General features: G+C 40.5%; 17 protein-coding genes. 11 read left to right on the plus strand and 6 right to left on the minus strand.

Annotated features, from left to right (window positions below; all coding sequences use genetic code 11):
* The first annotated feature begins 415 nt into the window (after positions 1-415).
* The 3 genes from ACT29I_RS03830 (at position 416) to ACT29I_RS03840 (ending at position 4135) form a co-directional block, all read left to right on the plus strand.
* Entirely contained in the window at positions 416-1054 is a 639-nt protein-coding gene (locus tag ACT29I_RS03830; RefSeq protein WP_430931460.1) for an energy transducer TonB, read from the plus strand.
* A gap of 347 nt (positions 1055-1401) precedes the next feature.
* Positions 1402-3321, plus strand: a complete 1920-nt coding sequence (gene argS / locus ACT29I_RS03835; protein WP_444792716.1) for an arginine--tRNA ligase — start codon at positions 1402-1404, stop codon at positions 3319-3321.
* A 130-nt stretch (positions 3322-3451) separates the two neighbouring features.
* Positions 3452-4135, plus strand: a complete 684-nt coding sequence (locus tag ACT29I_RS03840) for a type 1 glutamine amidotransferase (RefSeq protein WP_430931462.1) — start codon at positions 3452-3454, stop codon at positions 4133-4135.
* A 61-nt stretch (positions 4136-4196) separates the two neighbouring features.
* Here ACT29I_RS03840 and ACT29I_RS03845 read toward each other — a convergent pair whose 3' ends face one another.
* The 3 genes from ACT29I_RS03845 to ACT29I_RS03855 form a co-directional block, all read right to left on the minus strand.
* On the minus strand, positions 4197-4697 hold the full coding sequence (locus tag ACT29I_RS03845; protein WP_430931463.1) for a hypothetical protein: 501 nt from the start codon (positions 4695-4697) through the stop codon (positions 4197-4199).
* Between the two features lie 144 nt (positions 4698-4841).
* Complete coding sequence (rocD, locus tag ACT29I_RS03850; RefSeq protein ID WP_430931464.1) at positions 4842-6071, minus strand: ornithine--oxo-acid transaminase; 1230 nt, start codon at positions 6069-6071, stop codon at positions 4842-4844.
* A 134-nt stretch (positions 6072-6205) separates the two neighbouring features.
* Positions 6206-8641, minus strand: coding sequence for a TonB-dependent receptor (locus ACT29I_RS03855; RefSeq protein WP_444792717.1), 2436 nt, complete (start codon positions 8639-8641; stop codon positions 6206-6208).
* 124 nt (positions 8642-8765) lie between these two features.
* Here ACT29I_RS03855 and ACT29I_RS03860 point away from each other — a divergent pair, with 124 nt between their 5' ends.
* The 3 genes from ACT29I_RS03860 to ACT29I_RS03870 all read left to right on the plus strand — a co-directional run bounded on the left by ACT29I_RS03860 (position 8766) and on the right by ACT29I_RS03870 (position 10745).
* On the plus strand, positions 8766-9725 hold the full coding sequence (locus tag ACT29I_RS03860) for an NAD(P)-dependent oxidoreductase (RefSeq protein ID WP_444792718.1): 960 nt from the start codon (positions 8766-8768) through the stop codon (positions 9723-9725).
* Between the two features lie 155 nt (positions 9726-9880).
* Entirely contained in the window at positions 9881-10306 is a 426-nt protein-coding gene (locus ACT29I_RS03865; RefSeq protein ID WP_430931467.1) for a hypothetical protein, read from the plus strand.
* A 31-nt stretch (positions 10307-10337) separates the two neighbouring features.
* Positions 10338-10745 (plus strand): secondary thiamine-phosphate synthase enzyme YjbQ, encoded by a 408-nt coding sequence (locus ACT29I_RS03870; protein ID WP_430931468.1) that lies wholly within the window; start codon positions 10338-10340, stop codon positions 10743-10745.
* On the opposite strand, the gene ACT29I_RS03875 is transcribed toward ACT29I_RS03870, so the two are convergent.
* The gene (locus tag ACT29I_RS03875; RefSeq protein ID WP_444792719.1) at positions 10732-11421 is read right to left on the minus strand and encodes an HAD family hydrolase; all 690 of its coding nucleotides are present in this window, start codon (positions 11419-11421) and stop codon (positions 10732-10734) included. The two genes, ACT29I_RS03870 and ACT29I_RS03875, sit on opposite strands and share 14 nt — an antisense overlap.
* Before the next feature lie 357 nt (positions 11422-11778).
* Between ACT29I_RS03875 and ACT29I_RS03880 the strand changes: the two genes are divergently transcribed.
* The 4 genes from ACT29I_RS03880 (at position 11779) to ACT29I_RS03895 (ending at position 14788) form a co-directional block, all read left to right on the plus strand.
* On the plus strand, positions 11779-12438 hold the full coding sequence (locus tag ACT29I_RS03880) for a B3/B4 domain-containing protein (RefSeq protein ID WP_444792720.1): 660 nt from the start codon (positions 11779-11781) through the stop codon (positions 12436-12438).
* A gap of 26 nt (positions 12439-12464) precedes the next feature.
* Positions 12465-13232: an MBL fold metallo-hydrolase gene (locus tag ACT29I_RS03885; RefSeq protein ID WP_430931471.1), complete on the plus strand. Its 768-nt coding sequence runs from the start codon at positions 12465-12467 to the stop codon at positions 13230-13232.
* Between the two features lie 18 nt (positions 13233-13250).
* Complete coding sequence (locus tag ACT29I_RS03890) at positions 13251-13796, plus strand: hydrolase (RefSeq protein WP_444792721.1); 546 nt, start codon at positions 13251-13253, stop codon at positions 13794-13796.
* Between the two features lie 77 nt (positions 13797-13873).
* A complete protein-coding gene (locus ACT29I_RS03895) occupies positions 13874-14788 on the plus strand; it encodes a PfkB family carbohydrate kinase (RefSeq protein ID WP_444792722.1) in 915 nt (304 codons plus the stop codon).
* Between the two features lie 90 nt (positions 14789-14878).
* Here ACT29I_RS03895 and ACT29I_RS03900 read toward each other — a convergent pair whose 3' ends face one another.
* Both ACT29I_RS03900 and ACT29I_RS03905 read right to left on the minus strand, forming a co-directional pair.
* Complete coding sequence (locus tag ACT29I_RS03900) at positions 14879-15619, minus strand: transposase (protein WP_444792723.1); 741 nt, start codon at positions 15617-15619, stop codon at positions 14879-14881.
* Positions 15620-15699: 80 nt separating this feature from the next.
* Positions 15700-16605 (minus strand): tRNA-dihydrouridine synthase, encoded by a 906-nt coding sequence (locus tag ACT29I_RS03905; RefSeq protein ID WP_444792724.1) that lies wholly within the window; start codon positions 16603-16605, stop codon positions 15700-15702.
* A gap of 170 nt (positions 16606-16775) precedes the next feature.
* Between ACT29I_RS03905 and ACT29I_RS03910 the strand changes: the two genes are divergently transcribed.
* On the plus strand, positions 16776-17492 hold the full coding sequence (locus tag ACT29I_RS03910) for a class I SAM-dependent methyltransferase (RefSeq protein WP_430931476.1): 717 nt from the start codon (positions 16776-16778) through the stop codon (positions 17490-17492).
* The last annotated feature ends 63 nt before the right edge of the window (positions 17493-17555 follow it).

Here is a 17555-nt window from a genome sequence, read left to right on the forward strand (position 1 = left end):
TCATCTTGATCTTTCATCTTGCCCCGGGCTTCTCTAATTTTTATTTCAGCAAAGGTACCTCATAAATATATTAATATGGGTCATTGCATTACCGCTCATTCACTCCCTTTAACCAGAATATATAATACCGATTTTATGGAAGAGCAGAAAATAAATACTATATTGCCTGACTAGGCATAAGCGTTTAATCCGGTTTATGAATTGGGGGTTCGTCATGAGCATTGCAAGTACAATAAAACAAAGCATTACTAAAACGAAGCATCACTTGTCCCGATTACTTTCGGGAGCATCGTTCTGGTGAGTTGAAGTGATGCAACGAAGTGTCTTGTTTTAAAGTAATTTCAATGGGTAATAGAATTTCTAATGCATATTGCGGGTTTAAGTAGTTTTATCGCAAACAAATAACCAACACAACTTGAAACAAGCATTAATTTATATATTATTTGTTGCATATGCTTTTTGTTCCAACGCACAAGGCTTACAAACAATCCGCAAATCAAACGGTCCTTTTTCAGAGGAATATCTGGCATTGCGCTCAGACACATCTATTAAAGAAGGAAGGTACCTAAAGAAATACAAAAACTTTGTGATTGAACGGGGAGCGTTTAAAAACAATAATAAATTCGGGCGATGGGTGTACTTTTCCCTGGACGGCCATTTTGAATTTGAGTACGATTACAACTCCCAAAAAGTAATTAAAATTGCCAACAAGCAAACCCCGGAAGAATACATGGAAACACCGGTATTGTTTCTGGGAAGCCCTCTTATTCCCTATTTGTTTATGGTCAACAATATTGTGTACAGCGATGAGGCCAAGGACAAAAACATCAAGGGCAAAATTATTCTCGCCATCCGGGTCAACAATAAAGGCCAGATAACCAGTCTCTTTATCCAAGAAAAATTGCATCCCTTATTGGATAAGGAAGTCATGCGAGTGGCCAAAACCATGCCCCTCCATTGGGAATGGATTCCGGCAACCTACAACGGTGAAAATATCAATAGCGAGTATTTAATTGATATCCAGTTTGAGCTGGCCGAGGGGGACTCGAATTAATGGGCTTTCATACTTCCAAAAGAAGGCCAATTTTGATTAATCCAAACTTGAGCACGCATTCGCAAAACTGCATAAACCCGGAGTGCCTGTCCGTTGCCAGATAGGTGATTCAGGGAATATAGCCATATAAATTACCATCCTAAGGGGGTAAACAATCATCTTAACCCTCAATTCGGATTACTAAACACCATATCATTCAAGCAACTGTTTTAAGCTATAAGGATTACTGCCTGTTTTACGCTAATTGATGCCAATAAATCCTTGCGGGAAAATTCGTGTTGTCCGTGGACAAAAATAAAACCATAACTTTTTTATCTTTGCACTTTCTTAAGAATTTTAAAGCAGTTATGAATATTGAAATGCAGCTAAAAGGCAAATTAATTGCCGCCGTAAAAGAGTTATACAATCAAGAAATAAATGAAAACCAGGCACAGGTACAAATTACCCGTAAAGATTTAACGGGAGATTTTACCATTGTGGTTTTCCCCTTATTAAAAGTTTCGAAAAAGTCACCTGAAGATACCGCAAAGGATATTGGAGAATATATTAAAAATAATGACCCCACCGTTGCAAGCTTTAATGTGGTTAAGGGTTTCTTAAACATTGAGTTGGCCACTGATTACTGGCTAAACCTTATCAACGAAATAGCCGGAAAAGAGAAACATGGTTATGTGGCTGCCGATGAAAACTCTCCATTAACAATGATTGAGTATTCATCGCCAAACACCAACAAACCATTGCACCTGGGGCATATCAGAAATAACCTCTTGGGTTATTCTGTTTCCAGAATTGCGGCAGCCAACGGAAACAAGGTGGTGAAAACCAATATTGTAAACGACAGGGGTATACATATCTGCAAATCGATGTTGGCCTGGAAAAAATGGGGCGAAGGCGTTACTCCCGAAAGCGCGGGCAAAAAAGGCGACCACCTGGTAGGTGATTTCTATGTAAAGTTCGATAAAGAATATAAAGCTGAGATCAATACCATCATCAAAGAAAAAATATCGGAATACCCTGCCATCAAAGACACCGAAGATTTTAAGGCTACTTTTGCTGCGTTAAAAAACAAAAAGAAAACCAAGGAAGGACTTAACGACGAAGAAAACGAGCAGTTTAAAGCCTGTGAAGAACTAAGCAAATACGCCGAGAACAATGCCCCTTTGATTCTTGAGGCCCGGGAGATGCTTTTGAAATGGGAAGCCAAAGACCCTGAAGTTTATGCCGACTGGAAAATGATGAACCAATGGGTATACACCGGATTTGATGTGACTTACAAAAAGCTGGGAGTTGATTTTGACAAGATTTATTACGAATCGGAAACCTACACCGAAGGCAGGGATATGGTGTTACAGGGTGTTGAAAAAGGCTTGTTCAAGCGAAGAGAGGACGGCAGTGTTTGGGCCGATTTATCGGACCAGGGTCTGGATCAAAAACTATTGTTGCGTAAAGATGGAACCTCGGTGTACATGACCCAGGATATCGGTACAGCCAAGTTACGTTTTGATGATTTCGATATCGACAATATGGTGTACGTCGTGGGTAACGAGCAGGATTACCATTTTCAGGTGTTAGCCCTGCTACTTGACAAGCTGGGTTTTAAATGGGGCAAAGACCTGGTTCATTTCTCCTATGGGATGGTGGAACTTCCGCAGGGTAAAATGAAGTCGAGGGAAGGTACCGTGGTAGATGCCGATGACCTGGTGGACGAAATGGTGAAGACCGCTCGCGAAATGTCGAAGGAGCTCGGAAAACTGGATGGTTATTCCCTGGAGGAAGCCGAAAAAGTTTACAAAATGATCGCCTTGGGTGCGCTGAAGTATTTTATCTTAAAAGTGGATCCGCGTAAAAACATGACTTTCAACCCGGAAGAGTCCATCGACTTTAATGGCAACACAGGTCCTTTTATTCAATATACACACGCACGAATTCAGTCTATTTTCCGTAAAGCAGCGGAGAAAGGCATTGAGGTGGCAGAAACAGCGCCAACCAACATCGAAATTGGCGAAAAGGAAAATAACCTGATCAGAACCATTGCCAATTTCCCTAATGTAGTTGCCGAAGCAGGTAAAACTTTTTCGCCTGCCATCATCGCTAATTTTGTTTACGATCTGGCCAAAGAGTATAACCAGTTTTATCACGATTGTCCCATCTTATTCGAAGAGGACGAAAAAAAACGTATGATGCGTTTGGTATTGTGCAAAACAGTAGGAAAAACCATCAAGAATGCCATGTGGTTACTAGGTATTGATGTTCCCGAAAAAATGTAATTTTTGTTAGACGAACGCTATAAACACTTGCATCTTGTTATGCATTACATAAGGTGTTAATTGATTTTAGGAAGAGGCTGGAATCTTTACATTACCGTCTCTTATCTATTATCTAAAATCTATTATCTAAATGCACATCCACTGGATTCAACATGTACCTTTTGAAGGACTGGGAAATATTGAAGAATGGGTCATAACTAATAATCATCAGTTAACCTGCACAAAACAGTTCAATAACGACGCTTTGCCTTCGTTAAACAGTTTCGATATGTTAATTATCATGGGAGGCCCTATGGGTGTTTATGATACGGATAAATATCCTTGGCTGGCTGAAGAACTTGAATTTATTAAGTCGGCCATTGAAGCTGACAAAGCCGTATTGGGAATCTGCCTGGGTTCCCAGTTCATGGCTGCTTCCACGGGCGCCAGCGTCTATCCCGGTCCTATGAAAGAAATTGGCTGGTTCCCGATTAACATCGTAAGCGAATCTGCTCCGTTTAATTTCGAAAGTTCCAGACCAACCGTCTTCCATTGGCATGGAGACACATTTGATTTGCCAACTGAGGCCGTACATTTGGCTTCTACGGATGAAGTGGCCAGCCAGGCTTTTATGATTGGCAACAAAGCCATTGGCCTGCAATTCCACCTTGAACAAACGGAAAAAACCATTAGCGGTATGGTTGAAAATTGCGGGCAGGAGCTGGTTCAGGGGAAAAAGAAAATTCAAATGGCGGAAGAGATTATCAACGAAAAGGCCTTTTTTGCTGAGAACAAAAAGGCCATGTTTGGGATTTTGGATTATCTGAGCCACTAGTTTTACTCACAAGGTGAATATGTGCGACAAGCAGCTATTCACTCTGTGAATAAATCCAACTCTACAAACTCTTTTTAAAATCGGGCAACATAACTAAGCTCGCCAATATCCTTGGCGCCACTTCATAACCATAGCGCTTAAATTTATCCACCACATCCACATAGGCAACATCTTTTTGCTGGATTAATTCAAGAAGGTCTTCCAATTGCGATTGACTCAACTCTTTGCGAATGGCCTCTTCAATGATTTTAACCTCTCCTGTGTCAACCTCTTTCTTTTGCTCTATTTTTTCGGCCAGGCCAAAGGTTTCAATTTCCAGAATAATGGTTTCCAATACATCGGCACATGTTTTTTTTATGGAATCAACATCTCCGGTAGTATCACGCAATGACCAGCTATTGTTTTCAAATTCAATATCTTCAATAAGTTTTCTTTTCAGGTTCTCCGGTCCCAGAACAGAATCTAAAACGGCAATTGTTCCTTTTTTCCAGCTATTAAGGTCGAAGTTACGTTCTTCAATTTTTCGAAATCGGTTATGTAGGAGTTCCAGTGCTTTTTCCATGACGTGAAGTTTAAATACTAACTAAATATAAGCATTTTAAAAATACCAAAATAAAAAAGCATTGTCCAATATCATGAGCAATGCATGAATCGCAAAAATTTCGATAGACTTCAACTAAATACCAATTCGATTAACGATCAACGTTTATGACTCAAACTGAGCAAAAGTCTTTTTAATGATCTCTAACGCTTCCTGCAGCTCTGTTTCGGAAATGACCAAAGGAGGGGCAAAACGAATGATATGTCCGTGCGTTGGCTTGGCGATCAAACCATTTTCCTTCATGGCCACACAAACGTCCCAGGCTGTTCTTCCGTTAAGAGGCTTGATAACTACCGCATTTAATAAGCCCTTACCTCGCACCAGCTCAATCATTTCGGAACCTATATTTCGTAGTTCCTCTCGGAATATCTCTCCCAGACGGGTTGAGTTCTCTGCTAGTTTTTCGTCCTTGATCACTTGCAATGCAGCAATGGCCACCTTACACCCTAATGGGTTTCCTCCATAGGTAGAACCGTGTTCACCGGGCTTGATGCAAAGCATAATATCGTCATCGGCTAATACGGCCGACACAGGGAATACACCACCGGAAACCGCTTTGCCTAGAATCAACACATCAGGCCGAACATCTTCGTAATCGCAAGCTAACATTCTACCTGTTCGGGCAATTCCTGTTTGCACCTCATCAGCGACAAACAATACATTGTTGGCCTTACAAAGCTCGTATGCCTTCTTCAAATATCCCTCCTCCGGCACATAAACACCTGCTTCTCCCTGAATAGGTTCAACCAGGAATCCGGCCACATTAGTATCCTTCAACGCTTTTTCAAGTGCTTGCACATCATTATACGGAACCACTTCGAAACCAGGTGTGTATGGTCCAAATCCTTTGTACGAATCAGGATCGGTTGACATGGAAATGATCGTCACCGTTCTTCCATGGAAGTTGCCTTCACAAACTATCATCTTAGCTTTGTTCTCCTCAATTCCTTTTTTATCGTAAGCCCATTTCCGGCAAAGCTTAATGGCTGTTTCAACAGCCTCGGCACCCGTATTCATGGGCAACACTTTTTCGTAACCAAAATAATCGGTGATATATTCTTCAAACTCGCCCAACACACTGTTATAAAAAGCCCTGGAAGTTAAAGTTAATTTTGCCGCTTGATCCGTTAAAGCCTTTATTATTTTAGGGTGACAGTGCCCCTGGTTTACCGCCGAATATGCCGACAGAAAATCGTAGTATTTTTTTCCATCGGTATCCCACACAAAAATCCCTTCTCCCCTATCCAATACCACCGGAAGCGGATGGTAATTATGTGCGCCAAACTTATCTTCTCTTTCAATATATTCCTGCTGGGTCATCTGAACATCAACCATATGAATTTATTTTTATATTCAACCAAATCGCAGCCTAAAGATAATAAATTGCAAGAATTGCATCCGTGAGATATATCAGTTTACATTAAATATCGCAATCCATTATTCCGATGTTAGAAACCTTATCATCAGGTCTAAAATCTTGTAACAATCTTTAAATTTAGCCTCCTTGAAGTCAAGTAGTTGGGAACTGCATACTGACGATTATTCACATCGGTTACCCAAAAGTAAGAAATGGTGTTGTTGATATTGAACAGGTTAAATATTTCCAACCCAATCCACAGGTTTTTAAAGGTTCCGGTTGTTTTGTTTGGATTCAGCTGGGTTCCGGTAATTTCTTTAGAAAAACCGATATCTACTCTTCGGTACGAGGGCATCCTGTTGGTAGCTAGATATCTTTCAGATCGGGGCGGTCCAAAGGGCAATCCCGTTCCGTATAAAAAATTAAGGTTCACCTTAAAGGAAGGATTATCCCTGAAGTAATCCTGGAACATCAGGCTAAAGTTTAAGCGCTGGTCTGAAGGGCGCGGGATATACCCCGGATATATCGTTTCACCTGAAGTATTCTCGTAAACATCATCCTCTAAATCCTCCTCCGTACTCATGAGCGAAAGCGTGGCCCACGACTCTACCCCCTTCACAAACTCACCGTTAATTTTCATGTCGATACCGGTCGCATATCCCTCCGCATTGTTCCTGGCGGAATACCGTATCCTTACATTATCGATCTGGTATGGGATCAGGTTTTTCATCTTCTTGTAATACAGCTCGGTCGAAAATTTAAACTGCCGATCGCCCCTGGTAAAATAATGATCGAATCCAGTAACAAAATGGATGGACTGCTGTGCTTTGATATCGTAGTTTATCCCACCCCCTTGTGATCGGTACTCCTTATAAAATGGCGATTGATAATATACTCCGGTGGAAAACTTAAAGCTATAATCTTTCTCCCAACTGGGTTTTATAATGATACCAACCCTTGGGCTTATGAGCAGTTCCTCATTAAAGTCCCAATAATTGGCCCGAACACCCACGGACAAATCCATTTTACTCTTCCCAAGTTCAAAAGTCCTGTTCTCCTGCACAAAAGCCGTAAAACGGTTCGACGAGATATCGTGCTCCGAATTGTAGGCGTAAATCATCTCCAGTTTGTCGGGGTTGAGGGGAATATTAAAATCCGCGGAATCCCTCAGCTCCCATTCGTTAATGATATCGGAAAACCTTTCGTGCTGATATTTCACTTCCCATTCGAGACGGTTCGCATTGATGCGGTGGTTACCTCGTAAAGCCACATTGGTAATTACCCCATACAGATAGTTGCGGGCATGCTCCAGATATGAGCCCACGCCAATTCCAGAGGCTATTCTATCGGCATCGGACACTTGTTGTTCTTCATCTTCCAGTTCCTGCAACCAATACTGTCCCAGAATATCAAAACGTTCATCCTCTGAGGTTCTGTATCCCGAAACCAAAAACTTAAAATTATGGTTACTATTGGGCGAAAAATCCAACGTTCCGGCTGCAAATCCGGTTATAAAGTCGTCTTCCTCCTGTCCTTCAAAATATATCTTCAACACCTTCGCTTCGTTTATAGTGCCAAAAGATGTTTCCCTGTCCACGGGTTCAAAGTCGTACCTATTTCTGGACACGTTACCCAAAAAACCCAGGCGCCACTTTTCCGTAAACCTGTAGGTAAGATATGTTTGTGCATCAAAAAACGAAGGTTTGTAATCGCCCGAAACATCGCTGCTGCCTAACAAGTATTTATTGGTTTTATAACGTATCCCTGTTATATGCGTAAACTTTCCGCTATTATTCGCTCCTTCAAAATGCACATTACCTCCGAGAAGACTCGCCGAAGCACTCCCGGCAAATTCTGTTGGCCGCTTGTATTTAATATCCAGCACCGATGACATCTTATCTCCATATCGGGCATCGAATCCTCCGGCCGAAAACTGAATGTCCGATACCAGTTCCGGGTTAACAAAGCTCAATCCCTCCTGCTGTCCGGAACGAATCAGGAAAGGCCGATATATTTCTATATCGTTTACGTAAACCAGGTTCTCGTCAAAGTTACCTCCGCGAACCCTGTATTGCGAACTTAATTCGTTGTTTGAACTAACCCCCATCTGTGTTTTCACCAAAGCCTCGATACTTCCTCCGGTTGCATCAGGCAGGTTGGCGGACAATTTGGAGTCAATAGCTGTAAAGTTCTGGTCCCTTTCGCGTTTGGCTTTTACATCAACCGTCTCTATTGATTCGGTTTTGCCCGACATGATTACAACCAGATTCTTAAGTTCGGATGGGTTGTTTAAAGAAAGCTCATGTACCCGATAGCCAATTCTGCTAAATATTAAAACAACAGGGAACTCACTTTTTAACCTGATTCGGAACTTACCCATAGCGTTACTGATAGAACCTCCGGGGTTTCCCTTTACAGATACATTGACCAAATCGAGCGGTTCTCCGTCAGCCGCTTTAACTACGCCAGCAATTTCAATATTTTGTTGCGCCGTTAAACCATAAGCACAAACCATATAAAGAGATAAAACAAATAGCTTTTTAAGCATGTATACAGATTAAAAGAGTCCCAGTTTTTTCAAATTCGAATGACAAAAGTACGCAACTGCAACAAATATCCTTTCGAATTACTAAGAAAAACGATAGATTTACTGTTTTATTACACTTACAGCCATGAAGAAAAAGGTTCTGGTCACCTATAAAATCCCAACCTGCGGATTTGACTCCCTAAGAGATGAGTTTGATGTAATTTTTCCGGAGGATGATAAAATCAGCGATCTGGAAGTAGACAGACATATTGAAACTGCGGAGGCCATTGTTTCCGTCTTTGGCCACAAGTTATCTAACGGAGATATAAGCAGGGCTGCAAAGCTTAAGCTGATTGCCAACTTTGGTGTAGGATATGACAATATAGACATCCCTTTTGTAACCGGTAAAGGCATTACGGTGACCAATACCCCGGATCCCGTTACCGAACCTACTGCCGAACTGGCCATGGGTTTGATGATTGCCGTTGCCCGTAAAATAGGCTGTTTGAACAACCGGTTGAGAACCCGGGAAGGAGTTAGTGTAGGCGTTATGAAAAACCTGGGCACTACTTTAACCGGGAAAACACTCGGAATTATAGGCATGGGTTCGATAGGACAAGCTGTAGCCCGGAGAGCACTGGCATTCGGGATGAACATTATCTATCACAATCGCACACGTTTGAGTACAGAAATTGAAAATAGATATTCTGCCGGCATGGTTTCACTTGAAGAGGTTTTAAGGACTTCGGATGTGGTTTCGTTACATACACCGTTAACCCCGGAAACCAAACATTTAGTGGGTGAAGCCGAGTTTAAAATCATGAAAAGAAGTGCTTATATTATTAATACGGCAAGGGGAAGCGTTATAAACGAGAATGAATTAATTGCCGCCTTACAAAACAAAGAAATTGCAGGTGCCGGGCTTGACGTTTTCGAAAACGAACCCAATATTCCTAAAGAACTATTGGCTTTTGATAATGTGGTGGCCACACCCCACGTAGGGACTGCAACCTTGGAAACAAGGGAAGAAATGAGCATTGTGGTAAGCGATATCATTCGAAAGTTTTTCCAAGGAGAGCTGACAAAGTTTATGGTTAATCGTTAACAAAATAGTTGGCTTACCTTTTATTATTTAATGCCCGATCACGGTTTAGATAGTGTGAATGTGTAGGTTACCAATTTTTCAATACTTGATTCGGATTCTTAAAATATTCTATTGTATATTTATGTTCATTATCTAATGCGTCTCATATAAAAACCATGAAAAAAATACTCGTATACACCGAAAAAAACGCAGCCCGTTCGCAAATGCTTCAGGGTTGGTTGAATTATTATTTAAAAGGGAAAGCCGAGGTTATCAGTGCCGGAGGCAATATTGAACCCATTCATATGTTGGCACAAAAGGCCATGATGGAATCCGTTATCGATATCAACAAAAATAAATCGGCCAACCTATCCGATTACCGCCACGAGATCTTTGAATACGTTATTATTGCCGACAGTTCGTCTCCCGAGGATGTGATACTTACCCACGAACCGGGTGAAATTATCTGTCACCCATTTCAAAACCCTGGCCTGGCGGAAGGCTCCGACCAGGAGAAATTGATTTCATATCGAGAAGCGTGTAATGAAATTGAAGATTACGCCATGGAATTTGCCATGAAGCATTTCAACATCTTGCAATAATTGCTACATTTAGCTTTGAAAATTAAATCTTATGATTCAACAAAAACAATTACGTTTGCCCGAGTTCAGAAGAGGATTTCATCTGATAACGAGCTTCATAGAATCTCATCTGGACCTACCGGAAAAGGGCCTGCTCAATTTGTTCCTACAACACACTTCGGCAGGTCTAACCATCAATGAAAATGCCGACCCTTCGGTTCGTATTGATCTCGAATCCATTATGAACATTCTGATTCCTGAAAACCGGCCGGAATACACCCATACTTTAGAAGGTAGCGACGATATGCCATCCCACGTAAAATCGAGCATAACAGGCTGCTCCCTGAACATTCCCATAACAGATGGCCGATTGAACCTGGGAACCTGGCAGGGCATATATTTCTGCGAGTTCCGGAATTATGGTGGGCACCGCAACCTGATAGCTACTATTTATTCGTAAAATACTCCAGCATGTAGGCATACAAGCTTTTAGTGTCTGGCAAAACTATATCGGCTCCCACATCCGCCAGCACTTTTTCCTCCAATACCCCGGTATTAACACCGATAGTAGCAACCCCGGCTGCCTTTGACGACCGAACGCCCAACGGAGCATTTTCCACTACCAAACATTGTTCTGCGGTAAAACCGGAGCGATCAACCGCTTTCCTATAAGGCTCCGGATCAGGCTTACCCTTCTGAACATCGTTGGCAGTAATAATTTGATTCGGATCCATCCCGAAATCATCGGTGAGCCTATCCAGTAACGTAGGTTGTTTTGAGCCTGTCACAACCCATACTGCAATCCCTTTTTTTCTTAAGAAATTAACAAGATCGTTCATTGCGGGCATTATCTCGGCCTTAGGAAGCTGACCCATTATCCGTATTTTTTCGTTATACACGCGCTCCTTTTCTTCCTCCGAGGCTTCTCTATTGAGGTATTGTTTAAATACATAACCTATAGTCTCATGTCCCGGGCTACCCTCATGCATGTAGGCCTCATACGCCGGAAAATCAATTCCCACAGTTTTAAAACATCCCGCCCATGCTATTTCATGATTTTTCATGGAATCGTATAAAACACCATCCATATCAAATATTACACATCTTAAATCACTTGGTATTACCGACTCACTCATATTGCTATAAATTAATACATTAAAAAATGGGAGAAAGATCCTTTTAATATAAATCGAAAGAAACAAAAAAAACGATAAAACAGGAAATCTATATGAAATAGTTATGACGTTTAACCTTGAAAATACAATACAATTACCAATATCTCCGGTAGCGATGAAGTATCACATTTTTACTCCCAAAAAATGGGTTTGGCTATTGCGGGTTTCACCTGCGACAAGGCATACGCTTGCGCTCAAAGCTTCCGCATAGGTGCATGGCGACCAAAGGGTGACCGGCATTTACATTCATCTCAGTTAAATTTGAGGAATAATGCAAGTTAAATATTAACTTTGTGCTTCGAATAAAAAATTGAATGGATGCCATTAATTAGCATAGAACTTGAAATTAAAAATATACTGCCACAAATAAAACTGGCCTGCATTGAAGCATGCGTGGATGTAAAACCCAGTTCCAAAGAGCAAACCAATTGGATAAACAAACAATTGGAAAACATTCAGGTTGCCCTTACTCCGGAAACCATACGACAAACAGGCACGGTAAAGGCTACGAAAGATGCGTATAGAGCACTGGGAAAAGACCCTAACCGCTACCGTCCTGCAGCCGAGTCGCTTATGCGCAGGATAGCCAATGGCAAAGAATTATACCGGATATCCAACGTGGTGGATGTGCTGAACTTTATATCCGTTAAAACCGGTTTTTCAATCTGTGGATATGATACCCAATTGATTTCCGGAGATATTTCATTGGGAATAGGGCAAAACAGTGAGCCATACGAGGGTATCGGTCGAGGAACGGTGAACATTGAACTGTTACCCGTATTCAGAGATGATGAAGGAGCTTTTGGAACACCTACCAGCGATTCTACCAGAACCATGATCACTGAAAAAACACAAAACATACTCTTTATATTTATTGGTTTTGACGGTATGATTGAAATGAACGAAGCCTTGCTGGAAACCGGTGACCTGCTGAGCAAATATGCGGGAGCGAAAGATTTAAGAACATATTTTATATAGTTTACTACTTACTAATCGTAATAAGAATGATTGAAGTTTGTGCGTTAGCTTCGGGAAGCAACGGGAACTGCTATTATATTGGCAACAAGAAGGAAGCAATAATTATAGATGCCGGGATAAGCCGGCGTAAGATTATTGAACGGATGAAATCCAGAGGTATCAACCCGACTAAGATAAAAGCCGGTTTTATAACGCACGAGCACCAAGACCACTATCGGGGAGCCAAGATATTAAGCAAGAAATTAGAAATCCCTTTTTATATCTCGGAGCAGACCCTCAACCGCAGTTACTACACCATGCGTCCTCCACATATTGAAACCTTTACCCCAGGCGACAGCATCAGAATCGGCGAGTTTACCATTCATTCTTTTTTAAAGAATCATGATGCCGCCGAACCCTGCAGTTTTAGGGTGCAAGTTGGAAGACACAACATCGGTGTATTTACGGATATTGGCGAAGCATGCGACAACGTAAAGTCCCATCTAAACAAATGCGATTTCCTATTCTTGGAATCGAATTACGATGAAGATATGCTGGCCGCAGGAAAATATCCCGCTTTTTTAAAACAAAGGGTTGCAGGCGAATATGGCCATTTGTCCAATATACAAGCAGTTGAATTGGTAGAAAATCACGCCGCTGAAAATTTAAAAACCGTATTTTTATCTCATATTTCAGAAGATAATAACCGGGGCGAAATTGCTTTGGATGCCTTTAAACACCTCTCCGGGAAATACGATATAAGATTAACCTCAAGATATGATGCCACCGAATTGTTGGCACTTGAAGATGAATAAAATTTTAAAATTATAACCATGAGAATTCGAAAAGAAGACACGATTGCTATTTGTGTAGATATTCAGGAACGTTTGTTTCCACATATTCACGAGCACGAACAACTAAAAAAGAATACTGAAATATTAGTTGAAGGGTTAAAAACCCTGGAGATTCCAATGATGATCACCGAGCAATATAAAAAAGGCCTGGGAGAAACCATTGCAGGCATTAAAGAAAAAGTAGAAGGATGCCCTTCATTTGAAAAAACAGCTTTTAGCTGTTGCGACGACGCGCCTTTTATGCACAAAATGGAAGAAGGAAGCCACAAACGTTTCGTAATTTTATTTGGCATTGAGGCCCATATTTGTTTACTGCAAACTGCCATCGACCTAAAAGAAAGAGGATTCCAACCGGTTATCATTGAAGATTGTGTGGGTTCAAGAAACCCGAAAAACAAGAGCATCGCCATTAACCGCATGTTACAGGAAGGTGTTACCGTAACTAGCTACGAATCGCTACTTTTTGAATTATGCCGTTTTGCAGGAAGCGATTCTTTCAAGGCGATCTCCAAATTGGTGAAGTAAACAAGATTATAGATGTTAGTATCAGGTATCAGAAAAGTTTTCTTGATACCTGATACTTGATACTTGACACGAAAATAATGCGCAGAGTTTTTGGTTTAGGAGAAACGGTGTTGGATGTCATGTTTAAAGATGGGCAACCCATATCGGCCAAAGCAGGTGGTTCCGTCTTGAACGCCTTGGTTTCATTGGCCAGAATGGGACACGAATGTTATTTTATCTCGGAACTGGGAAATGACCAAGTGGGCGATATTATCATTCAGTTCCTGCAGGACAACAACATTCACACGGATTACATTCAAAGATATGACAACGGCCAGAGCGCCTTAGCCCTGGCTTTTTTGGATAAAAATAACGATGCGGAATACGATTTCTACAAAAACTATCCGCAGGAGCGATTATCGGACTTATCCCCTAATTTTCAAAAAGATGATATTCTTCTCTTTGGTTCCTCCTATGCAATTTCGCCGGCAATAAGAAAACAGATCCACAACATAGCAGAACATGCCAATAAGCGTGATTGTATCATATTGTACGATCCCAACTTTCGGAAAAAACATGATACTACTAAGGAGCAGTATCTTCAATACATCAAGGAGAATTTTGCATTTGCAGGCATTGTAAGGGGCAGTAACGAAGATTTTGAGAACATTTATAAAGCATCATCGTCGGAACAGGCTTTTTTCAACATTCAAAAACAATGCGACAATTTGGTGTACACCGCCAACGCTCAAGGTGTTTTTATGCATTCCCTAAAGCTCCAAAAGCACTACTCCGTCCCACATATAAAACCTGTTAGTACCATTGGGGCAGGAGACAATTTTAATGCTGGCATTATTCACGGAATTTTAAGCAAAGATATCTCTAAGGATGATTTAAATTTTATGGAGGAGAGCGTTTGGGATTATCTGATTGGCTGTGGAATTAAATTTTCATCGAAGGTATGCATGAGTTTGGATAATTATGTGGCAGTTGGGTTTAACCTGACGCCTTGAGGTGCTCGCACGCTCAAGGGTCCATAACCTCGACTAGCCAACCCTTGGTCGTCGCAGACACCAAGGCGTTGAAACAAAAAAACACACATACTAAATCCCCAACCAATATTCGATACTTCTATCCATTGGACTCCGATAATGTTCTGCTTTAAAATAGCCCTTATTGTCAAACCATTTAAGCACATCCTCTCGCAAGATTTTAGTTTCTTTATCAGAAAGACAGGTAAGGTACGAACTCCAGGGATATTCAATCGCGTCCTCACAAAAACCATGATGCACAGGATTATTATGAATATAAAGTAAAACCTGTTTTAAATAAAAAACGTTATTAATAGGATTCCTTTTAAACTTATACTCAAACAAAGCTCCGTGTCGCTCATATTTAGCATTAAAATATTTTGAATAGGAACTAAACAAATGTGCTAAGTGGTTTGAGGGATTTGGCACTTTTAGTTTAGAACCATCAATATCATTATTACACGTAATCGTTTCCCATTTTTTTAATTCCCAATCCACATCTTCTTTTTCAAATAACTTTATTTCTTCGATAGTGTATTTGTAAACTAGGTTTTCTTTGATCTTTACCAGAAAATGAACGTGATTGGGCATCAAAACCCATGCATAAGAATTAGCAATTGGATAAATATATTTTTCATACAGAAATAAAAACCTTTCATAATCGCCTGAATCAGTGAATACATTACAACTATTTATACCCCTATTGTAGATATGATAGTATTTACCAGGAAGTAATTTGATTGTTTGGCTGGACATCTTATGACGGTTAAGTTTATACACCAAGTAATTTACGGTATTTATTGGTAATTTCATAAAAACGCCTTGAGGTGCCCTACTCTAAAGGGCCACAGGGACAACCCAGCCAACCCTTGGTCGTCGCAGACACCAAGGCGTTAATATAGCCCCAATAACTTTTTCTTTAAAACCTCATAATCTTCTAAGCTTCCTGTCTTCTTTAACTTCCGAAACACACGCCGGCCCCCTTCTAAATATTGCGAAGGATATTCCCAAAAACACTTAAGCTGGTTGAGTATCTGGTGCTCTGAAAATCCAAATATCCTTAAGTTATCCAGAAATAATTCATGCATGTTAACCATGGTTTCTTTCCAATCCAACTGCGGTTTTAACATACATGGGTTCATCAACAAACCTCTACCGATCATCCATGCATCCACATTCCGAAACCGCTGCTTTAATACCTCCAGTCCATCCAACGAAACGATATCACCATTTCCAACTAACCTATGTTGTTTGCTACATTCCGCAAAAATATCCCAATCCGGTTTTCCACTATATTGTTGAATGCCCAAACGTGGATGTATAATTATTTCCTCTAATGGATATTGGTTCAACACATTCATAACCCTATAAATATCCTCTTTGTCCTTTAACCCTAACCGCAGCTTTACGGAAAGTTTCACCGGCATATTTTCATTAAAAAAAACGGAAAGCATCGTGTCCAACCTGTTGGGAAATGGCAACAAACCGGAACCTAACTTTCGGTTAACAACCATAGGGAAAGGACATCCCAGGTTAAGGTTTATCTCCTCAAATCCTCTCTCTTGCATATTGTTGGCAAACAAAATCAATTCTCCTGCACTGTTTGTCAACACCTGAGGAACAATATGGAATGGTGGCCGATAAAATAAATATTTTTCGAAGGAAAACGTACCATCTTTATCTGTCCTGTAGAATGGCGTAAAATATTTGTCAACCCCGCCTACGACGTTTTCAAATGCTAAACAATAAGGTAAAGTTGTAAAGCTTTGTAATGGAGCTAAGTAAATTGAAGTATTCAAGAGCAGAAATAATAAAAGCAGATCCGCAAGAACTGCTTTTAAAAAATTAAGTCTATTTCCCAATTAGCGGATTTTGAATTACAAAAGTACAAAATATTATATTACAAGAAAATAACAATTTGATTTTAGTATTTTTGCGCGTACAAAATATTATCGCAAAAATAAACACTTTGAATATAGTTAACGATCCATTGGGCACTGCATGCCTCGATTTTATAAATGGCGCAAAGAATGCAGAAATAACCGTTCAATCCAACATTGCCGAAGACGATGTACTTCCCGTTGAGTACCTGTTTAGGACATTTAATGAAATGCCCGTCCTGGAAAAAAAAGCCCTTACATTGAGCAAGGGCAAAATTCTGGATGTAGGCGCCGGTGCGGGTAGCCATGCCCTTTACCTTCAACAAAGCAGCAAAGAGGCTTATGCCAATGAAATAAGTCCCACCGCCTGTAATGTGATGCGGCAAAGAGGCGTTAAAAATATATTAGAACAGGATTTCTACGAACTTCCCGAAACCGAAAAATATGATACCATCTTAATGTTGATGAACGGTATTGGAATAGCTCAGGAAACAGCCAACTTTAAAAAGTTCTTCGGTAAAGTTAAATCACTTTTAAATCCAAACGGGAGTCTGCTTGTCGACAGTTCCGACATCCGGTATTTATTTGAAGATGACGACGGTAGCATTCTTATCAACCTAAACGAATCCTATTACGGTGAAATTACGTATAGAATGAAGTATAAAGATATAAAAGGGAAATCGTTTAAATGGCTTTTTATTGATGACGAACTATTGAAGTTTTATGCCGATAAGAACGGCTTTAAAATGGAAAAAGTGGCCGATGGCTTACACTATGATTATCTGGCCAGACTTACCCTTAAATAAAACTATTTACTCAAAACAAATACCTAATTCACAAAGTATTTGTTTGTTAAATAAAAATTAAGT

The organism is Saccharicrinis sp. GN24d3 (genome assembly GCF_052400645.1).
GTDB lineage: Bacteria > Bacteroidota > Bacteroidia > Bacteroidales > Marinilabiliaceae > Saccharicrinis.